Origin of the sequence: Kitasatospora sp. NPDC058478 (assembly GCF_042720345.1) — a bacterium.
In the GTDB taxonomy this organism is placed as follows: domain Bacteria; phylum Actinomycetota; class Actinomycetes; order Streptomycetales; family Streptomycetaceae; genus Kitasatospora.
The window spans coordinates 175,681-192,895 of record NZ_JBHXML010000004.1; the positions used below are offsets into that span (position 1 = coordinate 175,681).

Here is a 17,215-nt window from a genome sequence, read left to right on the forward strand (position 1 = left end):
ACAGGTGCGTGTACCGCGAAGCGGCCACCGAGCGCAGCGGGGTGGAAGCATGAGTGGCCCCCTGCGGCTCGTCGAGGACGAGGGCGGCTCCGAGCGGACGATGCAGCTGCGTACCCTGCCGCTCAAGCGCCGCCGCCCCACCTCGTCGGCCCAGCCCGAGCCCGAGGAGCAGCTCGACCTCTCCGCGGACCCGCTGGACGAGCTCGCCGAGCGGCTGCACGACATCTGCGCCGATGCCGTCCACCCGTACGAGATCGCCGCGTTCCTGGAGTCCGACGGCCTCTCCGACGAGCAGGCCGCCCTGCTGTACGGCCGCCCCGACTCGTTCACCCTCGCCGAGGAGCTGTTCGAGAAGGTCGAGCGCCGCTACCCCGGCCCGAGCTCCGAGTTCGCCAACCCGTGGCGGGCCGACCCCTGGCGCTGCGTCGTGCGCGGCCTGGTGTTCGCCCTGCCCGGGCTCGGCTACCTGCTCGGCGCCAACCTGTTCGCGGCCACCCGGATGCGGTTCGGCCTGCCCTCCGGCATGCTCGCGCTGTCCGTCGCGACGCTGGTCAGCTGGGGCTTCAACCAGGCGCTGGCACACCGCTCGTACCGCTGGCTCGGCCGGCTGCGGCGCCGCGAGGCCGCGATCTGCCTGGCCCTCGGGGCACCGCTGGGCGCGCTGGTGGCGTCCGCCGCGGCGTACGTGGTCGGCGGGCCGCTGGGCGCGCTCTTCTTCGCCGCCGGGCAGTCGCTGTACCTGGGCGCGGCCACCGTCCTGCTGGTGCTGGGGCGGGAGAAGTTCCTGCTGCTGGCGCTGGTTCCGGCCTCGGTGGGCGCGGGCGTGGTGCTGGCCGCGGACGTCCCGCAGGTCGTGCGGACGGTCGTGCTGCTCGTCTCGCTGGTGCTGGCGGTCGGCCTGGCCGCCCGGGAGCTGCTGTTCTGCATCCGGGGCGGCGAGAAGGAGTCCGTCGAGCTGAAACTGCCGATCCGCCAGGAGGTCCCGCACCTGCTGTTCGGCCTGGCGTGCGGCACCCTCACGCTGATCGCCGGTCTCGGCGAGACCATCCACCAGGCGGTGCAGACCGGTGCCGCGCACGGCGCGAAGGCCACCCCGACCGGACCGGCCATGATCGCGCTGACGCTCAGTCTCGGCCTCGCCGAATGGCTGCTCTTCCGCTACCGGGCGATGGCCGTGGCCGCGCTGCGCACCAGCCACACCAGCGGGCAGTTCACCCGCCGCACCGGCGGGATCCTGCTCGGCTGCCTGTTCATCTACCTCACCACCGTGGCCGCGCTGGACGCCGCCACGACCGTGCTGTGGCCCGGCGCCCCCGCGCTCGGCGTGCCGCAGCTCGGCGCGATGCTGCTCCTCGGCGGCTCGCTCTGGCTGGCGCTGCTGCTGAACGCCTTCGGGTTCAGCTGGAGCACCGCCCTCATCTGTCTGGCCGCCGCGGGTGCCGAGAGCGCCGGGCTGCTGACCGGTGCGGATCCGATCGTCCTGCAGCTGATCGGCTGCGGGGCGGCCGCCTTGCTCCTCACCGCCATCGCCGGGCCTGCGCTCGGCCGCACCACCCAGCACCGCTGAACACCGAACACCGAAATCACGCACGCCCAATTCGCGTGCACCGCTGGACCCGCTTCACCGAACACGCTCCACAACGCACTTCACCCGAACACGCTTCACCTCAACGCGCTTCACGGCACAGCTGAACCACCACCGGCCGGTCGCCACCGGGAGTCCGGCCGTTCCCAAATTCGAGAGAGCGAATCACGCATGAGCAGCGTCGCGGTCACCGGAGCCGAGGGTTTCATCGGCTCCCACCTCGTCGAGTCCCTAGTCGCCGACGGGCACCAGGTCCGGGCGATGGTCCAGTACAACTCCTTCTCGTCCTTCGGCTGGCTGGAGACCCTGTCCAAGGAGGTGCTGGACTCGGTCGAGATCGTCCTCGGCGACGTCCGGGACCCGGGCTCGGTCAACGGCCTGGTCAAGGGCACCGAGGCGGTCTACCACCTGGCCGCCCTGATAGCGATCCCGTACTCCTACCTGGCCCCGCACTCGTACGTCGACACCAACGTCACCGGCACCCTGAACGTGCTGGAGGCGGTGCGCCACCAGGAGATCCCGCGCCTGGTGCACACCTCCACCAGCGAGACGTACGGCACCGCGCAGACCGTGCCGATCACCGAGGACCACCCGATCAACACCCAGTCCCCGTACGCCGCCTCCAAGGCCGGCGGGGACCGGCTGGCCGACAGCTACCACGCCAGCTTCGAGACCCCGGTCGTCACCCTGCGCCCGTTCAACACCTTCGGCCCGCGCCAGTCGATGCGCGCCGTCATCCCGACCGTGATCGCCCAGGTCGCCGCCGGCGAGACCGAGATCACCCTCGGCGACCTGCGCCCGACCCGCGACTTCATGTTCGTCAAGGACACCGCGCACGCGTTCCGCACGGTCGGCACCGCTCCCGCCGAGACCGTGGTCGGCAGGACCTTCAACGCCGGTACCGGTGGCGAGATCTCGGTCGGCGACCTGGTCTCCCTGGTCGGCAAGCTGATGGGCGTCGACCTCCTGGTGAAGGAGGACGAGCAGCGCATCCGCCCGGCCAACTCCGAGGTCATGCGCCTGGTCGCGGACGCCACCCGGCTGCGCGAGGCCACCGGCTGGGCTCCCCAGTTCACCCTGGAGCAGGGTCTGGAGCAGACCATCGAGTTCTTCCGCGACCCGGCCAACCTGGCCCGCTACAAGACCGACATCTACAACGTCTGACCGCCGTACCGATCAATGCCCGTCCTGGTAACCAAGGTTCGTGTCCTGCACATCCTTTCCGTGGGGGAAACACCATGCATGCAGTGATCCTGGCCGGCGGTAAGGGCGTCCGCCTCCGCCCGTACACCACCGCCCTTCCCAAGCCGCTCGTCCCGATCGGCGACCAGCACGCGATCCTGGAGATCGTGATGCGCCAGCTCGCCGCCGCGGGCTTCAAGACCGTCACCCTGGCCATCGGCCACCTCGGCCACATCATCCGCGCGTACGTCGGCAACGGCTCCCAGTGGGGGCTGCGGGTCGGCTACGCCGTCGAGGACAGCCCGCTCGGCACCATGGGCCCGCTGCTCACCATGCAGGACCGCCTGCCGGAGCACTTCCTGGTGATGAACGGCGACATCCTCACCGACCTGGACTTCGCCGGGGTGCTCAAGCACCACGAGGCGTCCGGGGCGCCGCTCACCATCGCCACCTACGCACGTCAGGTGAAGATCGACTTCGGCGTGCTGACCGCCGAGTCCGGCAGCATCACCGGCTTCCAGGAGAAGCCGAGCATCGACTACCGCGTCTCGATGGGCGTGTACGGCGTGTCCCGTTCGGCACTCGCCAAGTACACCCCCGGCCTGCCGCTGGGCTTCGACGAGCTGGTGCTGGACCTGCTCGCCGCCAAGACCCCGCCCGCCGCGTACGACTTCGGCGGCTACTGGCTGGACATCGGCCGCCCGGACGACTACGACCGGGCGAACGCCGAGTTCTCGTCCATCCGGCCGGTGCTGATGCCCTTCGAGTCGGCCGGCGCCGGCCAGGGCGTGGCGGAGCTGCCGATCCCGGCCGCCCGCACCGCCCCGGACGACACGGCCGAGGCTCCCGCCACCGCGGGCGCCCAGAGTGACGGACGGGCCGCGTGAGAATCCTGCTCCTCGGCGGCGACGGCTTCCTCGGCCGTCACGCCACCGCCGTCCTGCGGTCACTGCCCGGTGCCACCGTGCTGACCGCGGGCCGGCGGCCCGCCCACGACCTCCGGCTGGACCTGGCCACCGCCCAGGCCGGCCCGCTCGGCGAGGAACTGGCCGCGCTGGCACCCGACGTGGTGGTCAACTTCGCCGGCGCGGTGGCCGGCAGCGCGGTCAAGCTCGCCGAGGTGAACGCGCGCGGCCCGGCTGTGCTCTGCGAGGCGCTGCAGCTCGGCGCCCCGAAGACCCGGCTGGTGCACATCGGTTCGGCCGGCGAGTACGGCGTCTGTCCGGCGGGCAGCTCGCTGTCCGAGGACTCCGACGCCCGCCCGGTCGGCGTGTACGGCGCGACCAAGCTGGCCGGCTCCCTCGCGGTGGCCGGCTCGGCGCTGGACGCCGTGGTCCTGCGGGTGTTCAACCCGGTCGGCCCGGGGGCACCGGCGGGCTCGCTGCCCGGCCGGCTGGCCGCCGAGCTGCTCCGGGTGGCGCCCGAGGGCGCCGACGGCGTGATCACGGTCGGCGACCTCTCCGCCTACCGCGACTTCGTCGACGCCCGGGACATCGCCCGCGCGGTCGGCCTGGCCGCCGCCGCGGACCGTCCGCTCCCCCGGGTGCTCAACCTCGCCTCCGGGCAGGCCCGGCAGGTCCGGGCGATCGCGGAGGGGCTGGTCGCCGCGGCCGGCTTCGCCGGCCGGATCGACGAGAGCGGGGCGGGCTCCGAGCGCTCGGCCGCGGTCTCCTGGCAGCAGGCCGACGTGTCGGCCGCCGCCCGGGAGCTCGGCTGGCACCCGGAGACGGACCTCGCCGACACCCTGCGCGACCTGTGGCTCAGCACCGCCGAGCCCGCCTGCCCACCGGTCGTCGCATGACCGGCGGGATCATCCCCGACGGCCGCCTGCTGGTGCCGCTGTACGTCCACCCCGCGGTGGACCCGGCGGCCTGGCAGGCGGTCGCCGCCGCCGACCCGGGCCGGATCGCCGCCGTCGTGCTCAACCTCGCCGACGGGCCGGGCGAGAACCCGGACAACGTCTTCGCCGAGGCCGCCGACCAACTCCGCGCGGCCGGAGTGCCGTTGGTCGGCTACACCGACACCGACTACGGCCGCCGACCGCACGCGGCGGTGGTCGCCGACATCCTGACCTACCGTCAACGCCACGACATCACCGGCGTCTACCTCGACCAGGTGGCCACCCACCCGGGCGCCCTCGCGCACTACCGGCGGCTGGCCACGGCCGCGCGCGCGGCCGGCTGCGGCACCGTGGTCTTCGGCCACGGCGAGCACCCCGACCCGGGGTACGCCGAAGTCGGTCTGGCCGACCTGCTGGTCACCTTCGAGGGCGACTGGGACACGTACCGCGCGATGACGCTCCCGCTGTGGACCGGCCGCCACGCGGCCTCCCGCTTCTGCCACCTGGTGTACGACGTCCCGGCCGAACACGCCGAGGACGCCACCGCGCTGATCGCCGCCCGCCGGGCCGGCGTCGGCTGCGCCGTACCGGGCGCCGGGGAGAACCCCTGGCGCACCCTGCCCTACGGCCTGACCGCTGCTGAACTGACCTGACCTGATCCGGAGTTCGACTACCGTGAACCGCCGTACCCGGCTCCTGCCGGTCGCCATCACCATCGCCGCCGCCCTGCTGGCGACCTCGTGCAGCAGCTCAGGCTCGGACGACGACAACTCCTCGGCCGACGGCTCCCCGAGCAGCCCGCCCGCGGCCACCGCCCCGACCAGCCCGGACGGCAGCACCGCCCCGGGCACCCCGTCGGACGCCGCCAGCACGCCCCCGGCCCCCGGCACGCCCAGCGCCCCCGGCTCGCCCACCGCGCCCGGCGCCACCACTCCCCCGGGCGCCACCACTCCCCCGGGCGCCACCACCTCCCCGGGCACCCCCGGCGCCCCCAGCGGAACTCCCGGCGGCACCACCCCCCCGCCGCCGGCCGGCGCCCGCTGGCAGCCCACCCCGGGCCTCGCCTGGCAGTGGCAGCTCGGCGGCACCGTCGACCAGTCCGTCGACGTCCCGGTCTACGACATCGACGGCTTCGAGAACGACGCCTCGGTGGTGGCCGCGCTGCACGCCAAGGGCCGCAAGGTGATCTGCTACATCAACGCCGGCTCGTGGGAGAACTTCCGCCCCGACTCCGCCGCCTTCGCCAAGTCCCTGCAGGGCTCCGACACCGGCTGGAAGGGCGAGAAGTGGTTCGACATCCGCAAGCTCGACCAGCTCAAGCCGCTGATGGCGGCCCGCTTCGACATGTGCAAGAGCAAGGGCTTCGACGCCATCGAGCCGGACACCATCGAGGCCTACAACCAGAACAGCGGTTTCCCGCTCACCCCTGACGACCAGATCAAGTACAACCGCATGCTGGCCCAGCTCGCCCACGAACGCGGCCTGGCCATCGGCCTGAAGAACGACCTCGACCAGATCCCGGCGCTGCTGCCGGACTTCGACTTCGCGGTCAACGAGGAGTGCTCGCAGTTCGACGAGTGCGACCGGGTCGCGCCGTTCGTCAAGGCGGGCAAGGCGGTGTTCCACGTCGAGTACAAGCTCGGCACGGACCAGTTCTGTGCCAAGGCCAAGTCGCTCGGCTTCAGTTCGATGCAGAAGAAGCTCGACCTGGACGCCTGGCGCAAGCCCTGCTGAGCGCCGGCGCACCGGTCCTCGGTGCACCGGTTTCCGTCGCGCGGGTGACCCTCGTCCGGGTCACCCGCGCGATGATCACTTGACCGCCAGCCAGATGACGCCGCCCAACACGGCCAGCACGATGACGGCGACCAGCGCGATCACGCCGGTACGGCCACCACCACCGCTGCTGCTGCGGCCGTAGGTGGAGACGGTGCCCGGCGCCTGCGGGGCCGCCGGGGTCTCGTCGACGAACGCCCGGAACATCTGGGTGCTGCCGGCGGGGTCGTAGTCGTTGTCAGCCATGGCACGGACTCTAACGAATCCGCCCACCTCACGGACACCCCGGACCCCTCCTGCGCGACCCCCACCACCCGGTCGTGCAACGGTGGTACGACATCCTCGTGAAGTCCGCCCGACACGCGGAATGCCGCCCGGTGCGATCCGGTTGAATCCGACCATGACCGGAAACCACAGCGACGCCCCGGGCCGGGTCCGCCTCGGCGCCTCCGACCTGTCCGTCTTCCCGCTCTCCCTCGGCGGCAACGTCTTCGGCTGGACGGCCGACGAGCAGCAGTCCTTCGCCGTCCTGGACGCCTACGCGGCGGCCGGCGGCAACTTCGTCGACACCGCCGACGTCTACTCGGCCTGGGCCCCGGGCAACACCGGCGGCGAGTCCGAGACCGTCCTCGGCAACTGGCTGCGCAGCCGCGGCAACCGCGACGACGTCGTGATCGCCACCAAGGTCGGCATGCACCCCGAGGCCGACGGTCTGGGCGCGGCCAACATCAAGGCCGCGGCCGAGGGTTCGCTGCGCCGCCTGGGCGTCGAGCGGATCGACCTGTACTACACCCACCGGGACGACGACACCCCGGTCGAGGAGTTCGTCACCGCGCTGGACGAGCTGGTCCGCGAGGGCAAGGTCGCCGCGGTCGGCGCCTCCAACATCGGCGCCGAGCGGCTGTCCGAGGCGCTGGCCTTCGCCGACCGCGAGGGCCTGGCCAAGTACGTCGCCGTCCAGCCGCACTACAACCTGGTCTCGCGCGGCACCTTCGAGGGCCCGCTGGCCGACGTGGTCGCCGAGCACGGCCTCGCCACCGTCCCGTACTACGCGCTCGCCTCCGGCTTCCTCACCGGCAAGTACCGCCCCGGCGGCCCCGGCGTCGACAGCGCCCGCTCCGAGGGCGCCGCCCGCTACCTGGACGACCCGCGCGGCCCGAAGGTGCTGGCGGCCCTGGACACCGTCGCCGGGGAGCACGGCGTCGCCCCCGCCACGGTCGCCCTCGCCTGGCTGGCCGGGCGGCCGACGGTCGCCGCCCCCATCGCCAGCGCCCGCACCGTCGAGCAGCTCCCGCCCCTGCTGGCAGCCACCACGCTCCGCCTCACCCCCGAACAGACCGCCCTCCTCGACACCGCCTCCGCCTGACCCCGCCCCACCCCGCAGGCTGCGAACCCGCCCCCGCCCGGGCCCGTTCGCAGCCTGCACCCGTGCCCGGCGAACCCCACCCGGCTGAGAACACCGGCCGCAGTGATCAGCCTTGGCCCACGAACGACCGGGCACGGAACAGGACTTCAACGCCGAAGCCGCCACGGGGGCAGCCTCGCCGGAAATCCCGCCCGGGACGGGCTCTTCGACGACGAGGACCGGAAGAAGTACGCGCGCCCGGCCCTCGATTCCGCAAACAATCCGGGCCCGGGCGGTAACACCGGCAGAGTGACCGTCGGCCCCGCCGATCCGAGGGCCCGCGCCGGCACTGGCGGCGAAATCCAGGAGACTTTCCGGGCGGTCGGCGAATCCGCCCCGGAAAAGACGGCCAACGCGCACGGCGCACCGGCCGATTGGCAGATCGGGCCCGAACTGCGCACCCGTTCCCTCCGCGGGGACGACCAGGTCCTGCTTCGGGCCCCCGACAGCGGTGTGCTGTCGGGGGCCCGGTGCGCCCCGGCGCTACGGCCGCCCGAAGTGGGTCGGGTAGTAGCCCGAGTTGAGGGTGGACACCCGGACCGTCTTGCCGGGCCTGGGCGCCTCGACGAACTTGCCGCCACCCAGGTAGATCCCCACGTGGTGGATCCCGGAGGCCCGGCCGCTGTCCGACCAGAACACCAGGTCACCGCGGCGCAGTTGCCCCGCGCTGATCGGCGTGGTGGCCGCGTACTGGTCGTCGGCCACCCGCGGCAGGCTGATCCCGCTACGCCGGTAGGCCTGCTGGACGAGCCCCGAGCAGTCGTAGCCGGACGGGCCGTTGCCGCCCCAGACGTACGGCTTGCCCAGCTGGGCGAGCGCGTAGTCGATGGCCGACTCCACGCTGCCGGAAGCCGGTGCCTGGTCCGCCGACGGCGTGGCCGCGGGCCGGGCGGGAGCGGGATCCGCGCCGCCGCCGGACTGGCCGGTGCGGTTCGCGTAGACGTCGTAGTGGCTGGTCCACCGCCACTCGCCGCCGCTGTTCTTGAACCAGTACTTCGACCCGTCCCAGCCCTGGCGCAGTCCGGAGGAGGAGGCCGAACCGTTGGACACGGCGGCCGCCTTGCCGCTGGCACCGCCGGAGCCGCCCGAGCCGCCGGACTGGCCGGTGCGGTTCGCGTAGACGTCGTAGTGGCTGGTCCACCGCCACTCGCCGGCGCCGTTCTTGAACCAGTACTTCGACCCGTCCCAGCCCTGCTTCCCGGCCGCCGCGTGCGCGGACCCGGCACCGGCCGTCAGGCCGACCACGCCGGCGCCCGCCAGCACGGTGGTGGCCAGGCAGGTACTCCGCACGGCGCGGTGTATTCGGCTGCCGCCGGTCGCCGTCGCGGGGCGGGCGGTGTGCGGCCGGGCCGCGCAGTTCGGGCAGCCGCAGCCCGCGATCGCGGGGATGCTGCCGGTGCTCTCCTCGAAGCCGATCAGGCCCCGGTCGAGGGCGGCGTCGAAATCGGCGTCGAGGTCGAGGCCGGGATCGGCGTACGCGCCGGTGGCTATCCTCATGCGGGTCGTCCTTCCTTCCGCCCGGCCCGTGCGGCCGGGGGCGGTACCGAGGCGGCCACTCCGGCCGGGGCGACGAAGGCGACCAGCAGCTGCTCCATCAGCGCGCTGCGGGCGGCCTCGTCCAATTCGTGGGCGGTGGCGCGCTCCAGTCGCCGGACGGCAAGCGCCGCCGCCTCGACCGCGTCGTCCACCAGCACCGTCCGCAGGCCCGCGTCCAGGTCGGCCAGCCGACGGCGGCGCATCGACTCGGCGACCTCGGGCGCGTAGTCCAGCGCCAGCGGCTGCGCCGAGTAGACCTCCAGGCCCGCCGGGGCGACCTCGGCGGCCAGTGCTCTGGTCAGCTCGTCGGCGAACCACTGCCCGTCCCGCAGCGCGGGCCCGGGCGCCGCGTTGCTGTCGCACGGCAGGATGGACGCGGTGCGGGTGAGCACCGCCTGGACCTGCTCGCGCAGGTAGCTCTCGTGGTCCTCGATCGCCAGCAGCGCCCGCGCGGTGTCCTTGACCCGCCAGACGATCAGCAGCCGGACGACGATCGGCGTGCCGGTCCGGTCGACCGCCTTGACCGGCTCGCTGCGCCAGTGCCGCAGCCGCACGTCCACCCGGCGCCGGCGCAGCAGCGGGTTGACCCAGACCAGGCCGGTGCGGCGGACGGTGCCCCGGTAGCGGCCCCAGCGGGTCAGCACCCGGGTCTCGCCGCCCGCGTTGGCCAGCAGCCCGGCGAGCGCGAACACCACGAGCAGGCCGACCGCGCTGACCGCGGCGACCGACTTGGCGTCCACCTCGGCCTGGCCGCTCGCCTGCGCGGCGGCGCTGCGCAGGTCGGGCAGCGCGTCCCAGTACGGGATGACGCCGTCGCGCAGCAGCATCAGCAGCACGCCTGCCACGCCGACCAGCACCACCAGCAGGGCGATCCAGCCGGGCAGGGCGGTGGCGCCGTGCTCGCGGACCGCCTGGTCGGCGCGCGGGGGGCGGCGGGAGGTGGCGGCCGTGGGGGCGCCGACCTGGGTGGTTTCCGGGATCTCGACGGTCGCCGGGGCGGCCGCCTCCAGCGGATCGCGCAGGTCGGCGGAGGCGCCGGTGGCCGGGCCGGGGACGACGACCAGCGGAGTGGTCGCGGGGCCGCCGTCGACCGGGCCGAGCGGCTTGGCCGTCTTGACGGCCGTGGCCGTGGCCAGCGGGCTGGCGCCGGAGGCGGAACGTTCCGGCAAGGTCGGTGGGAGTACCTGGGGCAGGTGGTCGGGTCGCTGCGAAGAATCGCGGGTGACGTCCATGCACGGATCCTCGGGGTCGGTGTGTCGCGCAACGGGCGGCCCGGATCTGACGGGCAGTGCCAAGATCAGGCTAAGTTCATACGTCATCAAATGCGACATTTATGATGAGGTGTGTCGACATTTGCTGACGAATCGTCCGAAGCCGACCTGACGCGCAGGCACATGAACGGATGGTCGGGATGGTTCAGCGCAGGTCAGCGCCGCCGGACACCGTCACCACGGGCGAACACCCGGCGGGTGATCAGCCCGATCCCGGCGAGCACCAGCAGGCCACCGGCGACCCCACCGCGCCAGCCGCTCGCGGTGGACCGCGCGGCCGCCGCCTGCGAGGCCTCCGCGGCCGCCCCCACGGGCGACGCGCTCGGCGGCGCCGGCAGCGGCCCGGCATCCTCCCCGGCGGACCCGAGCGGTTCGGCCGCCACCGGCGTCGATGACGGTGGCGGTGACGGAGGCGGAGGCGGTGTCAGATGTGGTGTCAGTGACGGTGACGGTGGCGACGCCATGACGCCGACGGCCGCCCGGGACGGGCTGGCGCCCAGGGACGGAACGGTACGGAGCGTCGGAGGTACGGAACCGGCGGAGGTGGTGGTGGGGGCGATCCGGACGGTCGGGACAGTGGGGGTGACTGAAGCAGCGGACGACCCGGCCACCGCCGCCGGTGGCCGGGCGACCGCCGGAACGGCGATCGGCAGCAGCCCCGCCGGCGCCGGCGCGAGCACGGATGCAACGGGCGTCGCCCCCACAACCGGGCTCGGCGACGAGGTGACCGGGCTCGAAGGCGTGGACGTGGGTTTGGACGTGGACGTGGACGTGGGCGACGTCGCGGGACGGGACGGTACGGAGGAGGCCACCGGCGCGGAAGCACCGGCCGAGGGCAACACCGGCACCGCCACACTCGGGCTCGGCCCGACCGGTACCGACGCCGACACCGACACCGACGCCGACGGGCTCGGCACGGTCGGCACCGAGACTGCGGGGCTGGGCCGCGCGGGAACCGACGCCCCCGAGCTCGGCGCCGCAGGAGTCGACGCCGATGCCGAAGCCGATGCCGAAGCCGACGGGCTCGGCGCCGCCGCGACGCGCACCGGCACCGCATCCGCCGCCGCCCCGTTCCCCGCCAGGTCGGTCGCCGTGACAACCAGCCACTGTTGCCCGTCCGTCAGGTCCCGGTTGGCGGTGCAGGTCCAGCTGCCGTCGAGCGCCGCCGTCACCCCGCACAGCACCGTCCGCTCGCCCGCACCCGAACCCGAGACCGAACCCGAGCCCGAAGCCGGAGCCGAACCCGGCCCCGAGGCCGCCGAGCCGCCCGCCCGCGCTGTGACCAGCACCTTCGAGCCCGGCTCGGCCCGCCCGGTGAACGTCGGCCGGCTGACCCGCAGGGTCTCCCCGGCGGCCGGCGAGCCGAGCACCGGCTTGTCCGGCGGGACGGTGTCGACGACCAGCGCGACCGCCTGCCCGGCCGTCCGGTTCCCGGCCTCGTCGACCGCGACGGGGGTGAGCAGGTGGCGCCCGTCCACCAGGTTCTCGACCGGCAGGCAGGACCACTGGCCGTCCGCCCGGACGGCGCTGCGGCAGAGTTCGGCGGCCTGGTCGGTGACCGCGACGGTGCTGCCCGCCTCGCCGGTGCCGGTGAGCTGGATCCCCGGGTCGTTGGTGTACTCCGGGAGGGTGAGGACGGGCGGTGCGGGCGGTGCCGTCTTCACGGTGACCCGGACGGCGTCGCCGCGCAGCACCACACCACCGCTGGTGATCTCGACCGGGGTGAGGGCGTGCGGGCCTGCGGTGAGCGCTCCGTCGGGCCGGCAGGACCAGTCGCCGCCGCGCTCGACCCGGGCCCGGCAGGCCGTGGCGTCGCCGTCCCGGATCTCCACCGAGGCGCCGGCGACCGCTCCGTCGCCGTGGATCCGTGGGCGGGCCTCGGCGAGGACGGCGCCGTCGACGGGTTCGGCGACCTCGGGCCGGGCGGCGCCGACGGTCAGTTTGATCCGCTGGTCGGCGACCTGCCCGGAGTCGGCGAAGCCGCCGGAGGGGACGAGTTGGCTGGCGTCGCGGGCGATCCGCAGCCGGGCCCAGGTGTCGCCGGAGGCGGCGCCGGTCGGGACGGTCCATTCCAGGGTCGCGGTGTCGGCGCCGGCCGGGATCTCGGTCTGCACCCGCTCGGCGGGGTCGAAGCGCCCGCTGTGGTCGAAGTCGATCCAGCCGGCCAGGGTCGCGGGCTGGTCGCCGACCGCCACCGGGACGGTGAGCCGGTAGTAGCGGCCGATCGCGGCCTCGGTGGGGAAGCTGATCGACGGGTCGGCGCCCTGGTACTCGGCGCGGCCGGGCTGGAGCTTGGGCGGCGGCGGGCTGGCGAAGACGCTGCGCCGGCCGGCCCCGTGGTCGAGCTGGACCAGCGGCTCGCCGGTCGACCGGTCGGCCGTGCCCGGGTCGTCGGCGGACCGGGGTCGGGTGCGGTGCGCCGGGTTGGCGGCGTCCGCGCCGAGGAACAGGTCGGAGAGCACGTGCGAGGCGTTGCCGTAGTTCTGCGGGGCGGTGCCGAGGTCCTCGTCGACGGTGACGGTGTACGCCTGGCGCAGGACGGGCGGGGCGGTGGTGCTGCCGGCCCGGGCGGTGGAGCGCTGCTCGACCCGGAAGACCGCGGTGCGCAGGGTGCCGGCGAGTTCCAGGGTGCCCTCGGAGGCGGAGCCGGCCGCGCCGTCGGAGCTGCCGTCGGCGCCGACGGGTGCGAGGGCGTTGGCGTCGACCGTCCAGCCGGGCCAGTCGGTGCGGTTGACCAGGGTGGGGGCGGAGGGTGAGCCGCCGGTGAGGGTCAGCCGGGCCGCGGTGCTGGTGGTGCCGGACTTCCCGGTGGCGAGCGCGACCAGTCCGCTGAGGTGCAGCCGGGGATTGCGGACCGGTCGGGAGAAGGCGAGCCGGAGCGTTCCGACGGTGCGCCAGGATCCGTCCGCCTGCGGGCGGTTCTCGGTGACGCTGAAGGTCTGCGCGGGGTTTCCGGGGTGCATTCCGTCCGTGTACGGCCCGGCCGCACGCCCCCCGCCGGGGCGGTCGGCCAGTTCGCCGGCCGCGGCGGCCACCTCGGTGCCCGGGGTGGCGGCGAATTCGAGTTGGACGGAGAGGCCGGAGGGCAGGACCGCCCGGCGTTCCCCCGACCAGGCGTCAGGGGACTGCTGGGCCACCGAGAGTGGGGCGTTCCAGCCGGTCAGCAGCCCGGCCACGAGGACGGTCAGGGCGGCGGCCGTGCGGGGAAACTGTCGGCCCATCCGGCTCTCCTTCGCGGTCGGCTGCCGGGGTGCCGGGCAGTCTGGGCACAAGATCTGACAAAAAGGAATCACGATCCTGAGCCGGTCATACTGCGACACCTGCGCTTATGGCCGGGTCCCACCCGTTTGGCGGCCATCCGAGCGGCAGGACGGGATATACCCGAAACAGATGCATTTCATCCATTAGGCCCGCAATCCAGAACGGACGCGGCACCCGGCGCCCTCGTCCGGGCCCGGAAACGGGAGAAGCCCCCGGCCGGTGGCCGGGGGCTTCTCACTGGTGCGCTCAGCAGGATTCGAACCTGCAACCTCTTGATCCGTAGTCAAGTGCTCTATCCGTTGAGCTATGAGCGCAAGGAACGGGCGAACCCGATCTTGCGGAGATTGGTGCGCTCAGCAGGATTCGAACCTGCAACCTCTTGATCCGTAGTCAAGTGCTCTATCCGTTGAGCTATGAGCGCTCGCCCTGATGAACAGTGCCAGCGGGGCGTTGCGGGGACAACATTACATGACCTGCGACGCGGGACGAAATCGATTGCTCCCTGCCCCCGGGCCGACCCCCTGGAGGCCGCTCGGGCCCCCGGCGGCCCCGGCCTGCGGAGCAGGTCGGCGGGGCGGGCCCGGAACCGCCCCGGAGATGCCGAAAGCCCCGCCGACAAGATCGTCGACGGGGCTTTCCGGCTGCGGAGGCTGAGGGATTTGAACCCTCGATCAGGAATAACCCCGAAACCGCATTAGCAGTGCGGCGCCATAGACCGGACTAGGCGAAGCCTCCTCCACAGGGACCACGTCCGCGTGAGCGGACCCGTTCCGTGTGCCTGAGATGATGCCACAACCGTGGGGTTCGGCACCAACCACCGCCCACGTTACTAGGCGGGTCGACCCCGCCGCAAAGAAGAATGAGATACTGCCGTCTCCGGAGGAGCTGCCCTGAGCCGAGGAGACCTGTCGACGTGAGCAGCAGGCCGATCCGAGGCGCTGCTCGCCTCGCCGCCATACTCGACGCCCTGCCCGACGCGTTGTTGCTGGTGAACAGCAACGGCACCGTCGTGGACGCCAACAGCGCGGCAGTCCACGCGCTCCAGACGCCCGGCACCTCGCTGGTCGGCATGGGCGTGCTGGACCTCCTGCCCGAGTTCGACCCCAGTCGGATCCCCGGCTCGATGCGCCCGGCCGCCCGCGACGGCGACGAACCCGACCGCCCGGTCCGGATGACCGCCCGGCGCACCGACGGCACCAGCTTCCCGGTCGAGGTCTCCGGCAACGACTTCCCCGACGACGGCACCGGCGAGGGCCGCGGCTACGGGCTCACCTCGTACGACCCGTACCGCGAGCGGTCCCGCCCGTCCTCCGCGAGCGACCTGCTCCTGCTGCTGGTCCGCGACCTCTCCAGCCGGCTCGGCGTCGAGGCCGAGCTGCGCCGCCAGCACAAGCAGACCGAGATGATCCTGCGCGCCGCCGCCGAGGGCGTGCTCGGCGTCGACCTCGAAGGCCGCTGCGTGCTGGTCAACCCGGCCGCCGCGCACATCCTGGAGTACCGGGCGAGCGAGCTGGGCGGGCGCGAACTGCACCCGCTGATCCAGCACTCCCGGGCCGACGGCACCCCGCTGGCGCTGGAGGAGTCCGCGCTGCTGGACACCCTGACCTCCGGGCGCAAGCACCGGGTGCGCGGCACCGTGCTGTGGCGCAAGGACGGCCGCCCGGTCACCGTCGACCTCACCACCGCGCCGGTGCGGGACGGCGACCAGCTGGTCGGCGCGGTGATGACCTTCACCGACCGCAGCCGCGAACTCGCCCTGGTCGCCCGCAACGAACACCTCACCGCCGTCCTGGAGAGCGAACTCGGCGGCGCGCTGTCCGCGCTGAACGAGCGGCTGGACGCGCTCGCCGCCGACCCGGCCGGGCAGCTGTGGCCGGAGGCCAACTGGACGCTGCGCCGGCTCGCCGACGAGTGCCGCCGGTTCAGCCGGCTGATCGACGGCGTGCTCGCGCACCAGCGCTCCGAGGCCGGCGAGGCCGCCCCGGCGGACGGCCCGGACGCGAAGGACGGCAAGGACAACAAGGACGGCAAGGACGGCCGCAAGCCGACCGAGCGGCGGGTGCCCGTCGCCCTGGACAAGGTGGTCCGCCAGGCCGTCGAGGCGGCCGGCGAGCTGGTCGGCCCGGGCCGGGTGCGGTTCTCGGTGCACGCCGCCGCCGTCGAGGTGATCGCCGACGAACGCCGGCTCGCCCAGGCGCTGGCCCACCTGGTCGCCGACGTCAGCGGCATCGGCCTCGCCCTGGACGCCCCGACCGCCCCCTCCCCCGGCCTGGCCGCCCCCGGCACGCCCGCCGCGCTGCCCTCCGGCGGCGAGCCGCCGACCGTCGTCCTGGCCGCCGCCCAGCGCGGCGAGGTCGCCCGGGTCGAGATCCGCGGGCCCGGCCTCGGCGGCAGCCCCGTCCACCTGCCGATAGCCCGCGCGGTGGTCGAGCGCCACGGTGGCGTGCTCCAGCCGCACGAGCTGCCCGGCAAGGCCGGCACCACGTACGTCGTCGAGCTGCCGTTGGACCCGGCCGCCGCGAAGGCCGCCGCCGAGCGCGCGGCCGCCGAGGGCCGCCGCTCCGACCGGCCCAAGGAGGGCGACAGCGCCGTCCTGCCCGACCTGCCGGGCATCCCGCAGCTGCCCAGCAGCGGCGAGGACGCCGAGCCGGTCGCCGACGGCGGCGAGCAGCCCGACCGCGAGACCCCGGCCGCGGCGGCGGAGCAGCCCGCCGAGGAACCCGCCGCCGAGCGGCGCGGCCGCCGTGGCCGCCCCGCCGCCGAGGAACCCGCGCCCCCGGCCCGGACCGCCCCCGACGCCCCCGCCGACCAGTGGCCGAACGCCCCCGCCCGGATCGAGCGGGCCGTCCCCGAACAGTGGAACGGCACCGGCAACGACCCCGCGTACGGCCGCCAGGGACTGGCCGGTCCGGACGGCGCGCAGCGCGACCCCTGGGGCAAGGACGACGGCCGCTCCGGCCCGGCCTACGCCGTCCCCGTCGAGGGCGAGCGCCCGCAGCAGCACCGGACCGGCGGGCGTGAACCGCTCGCACTCGGCCCCGGCACCGGTGCCGCCCCCGCCGACGGCACCCCGGCGGGCGGCACGCCCACCGCAGAAGGCGCCCCGGCCGCCGACGGCGCCGAGACCAAGCCCCGTCGGCGCCGCGCCCTGCCCCCCACCGAGGACTCCTCCGGCGGCTTCGCCCTCCCCGGCGCCCCCGACACCCCGGTGTACCCCGGCCTGGAGCACGCCCTGCCGGCCGGCCCGGCACCCGCGCAGCCCGAGCCCGCCGCCGCGCCGACCGGCCGCCGTCGCCGGCTGGCCGTGCCGCCCGGCCCCGGCCAGGAGGCCCCGACCGCGCCGTCCGACCAGACCCCGCAGG

Annotated in this window: 11 protein-coding genes, 3 tRNA genes and 1 pseudogene; 8 read left to right on the forward strand and 7 right to left on the reverse strand. The window is 74.1% G+C overall.

The genetic code is table 11. The annotated features are described in order from the left end of the window. Nucleotides 1-49: 49 nt before the first annotated feature. The 6 genes and pseudogenes from ACFWPT_RS03805 (at nucleotide 50) to ACFWPT_RS03830 (ending at nucleotide 6,341) form a co-directional block, all read left to right on the forward strand. A complete protein-coding gene (locus ACFWPT_RS03805) occupies nucleotides 50-1,567 on the forward strand; it encodes a hypothetical protein (RefSeq protein ID WP_380374545.1) in 1,518 nt (505 codons plus the stop codon). A gap of 189 nt (nucleotides 1,568-1,756) precedes the next feature. Continuing rightward, nucleotides 1,757-2,749, forward strand: coding sequence for a GDP-mannose 4,6-dehydratase (locus ACFWPT_RS03810; RefSeq protein WP_063348624.1), 993 nt, complete (start codon nucleotides 1,757-1,759; stop codon nucleotides 2,747-2,749). 74 nt (nucleotides 2,750-2,823) lie between these two features. Next, a pseudogene (locus ACFWPT_RS03815) lies at nucleotides 2,824-3,525 on the forward strand (NDP-sugar synthase); the annotation flags it as partial. 125 nt (nucleotides 3,526-3,650) lie between these two features. Beyond that, nucleotides 3,651-4,568, forward strand: a complete 918-nt coding sequence (locus ACFWPT_RS03820; protein WP_380479323.1) for an NAD-dependent epimerase/dehydratase family protein — start codon at nucleotides 3,651-3,653, stop codon at nucleotides 4,566-4,568. Further along, complete coding sequence (locus ACFWPT_RS03825) at nucleotides 4,565-5,260, forward strand: spherulation-specific family 4 protein (protein WP_063348622.1); 696 nt, start codon at nucleotides 4,565-4,567, stop codon at nucleotides 5,258-5,260. Before ACFWPT_RS03820 ends, ACFWPT_RS03825 begins: the two co-directional genes overlap by 4 nt. 22 nt (nucleotides 5,261-5,282) lie before the next feature. Beyond that, nucleotides 5,283-6,341 carry an endo alpha-1,4 polygalactosaminidase gene (locus ACFWPT_RS03830; RefSeq protein ID WP_380479325.1) on the forward strand — a complete coding sequence of 353 codons (1,059 nt, stop codon included), beginning with the start codon at nucleotides 5,283-5,285 and terminating at the stop codon, nucleotides 6,339-6,341. Nucleotides 6,342-6,416: 75 nt separating this feature from the next. Here the strand turns inward: ACFWPT_RS03830 and ACFWPT_RS03835 are convergent, their stop codons facing one another. After that, nucleotides 6,417-6,626 carry a hypothetical protein gene (locus ACFWPT_RS03835; protein ID WP_063348621.1) on the reverse strand — a complete coding sequence of 70 codons (210 nt, stop codon included), beginning with the start codon at nucleotides 6,624-6,626 and terminating at the stop codon, nucleotides 6,417-6,419. Nucleotides 6,627-6,780: 154 nt separating this feature from the next. Between ACFWPT_RS03835 and ACFWPT_RS03840 the strand changes: the two genes are divergently transcribed. Further along, a complete protein-coding gene (locus ACFWPT_RS03840; protein ID WP_380479327.1) occupies nucleotides 6,781-7,746 on the forward strand; it encodes an aldo/keto reductase in 966 nt (321 codons plus the stop codon). 522 nt (nucleotides 7,747-8,268) lie between these two features. On the opposite strand, the gene ACFWPT_RS03845 is transcribed toward ACFWPT_RS03840, so the two are convergent. The 6 genes from ACFWPT_RS03845 to ACFWPT_RS03870 form a co-directional block, all read right to left on the reverse strand. Next, on the reverse strand, nucleotides 8,269-9,282 hold the full coding sequence (locus ACFWPT_RS03845) for a C40 family peptidase (protein ID WP_380374556.1): 1,014 nt from the start codon (nucleotides 9,280-9,282) through the stop codon (nucleotides 8,269-8,271). Beyond that, entirely contained in the window at nucleotides 9,279-10,490 is a 1,212-nt protein-coding gene (locus tag ACFWPT_RS03850) for an SPFH domain-containing protein (protein WP_380479330.1), read from the reverse strand. Before ACFWPT_RS03850 ends, ACFWPT_RS03845 begins: the two co-directional genes overlap by 4 nt. 257 nt (nucleotides 10,491-10,747) lie before the next feature. Further along, nucleotides 10,748-13,813 carry an Ig-like domain-containing protein gene (locus ACFWPT_RS03855; RefSeq protein ID WP_380479332.1) on the reverse strand — a complete coding sequence of 1,022 codons (3,066 nt, stop codon included), beginning with the start codon at nucleotides 13,811-13,813 and terminating at the stop codon, nucleotides 10,748-10,750. 278 nt (nucleotides 13,814-14,091) lie between these two features. Next, nucleotides 14,092-14,167, reverse strand: a tRNA-Arg gene (locus ACFWPT_RS03860). A 31-nt stretch (nucleotides 14,168-14,198) separates the two neighbouring features. Further along, a tRNA-Arg gene (locus ACFWPT_RS03865) sits at nucleotides 14,199-14,274 on the reverse strand. 223 nt (nucleotides 14,275-14,497) lie between these two features. Next, nucleotides 14,498-14,588: transfer RNA gene (locus tag ACFWPT_RS03870), tRNA-Ser, on the reverse strand. Between the two features lie 178 nt (nucleotides 14,589-14,766). On the opposite strand from ACFWPT_RS03870, the gene ACFWPT_RS03875 reads away from it, so the two are divergent. After that, nucleotides 14,767-17,215: PAS domain-containing protein (locus ACFWPT_RS03875; protein WP_380479335.1), on the forward strand; the 2,449-nt coding region annotated here is incomplete at its 3' end.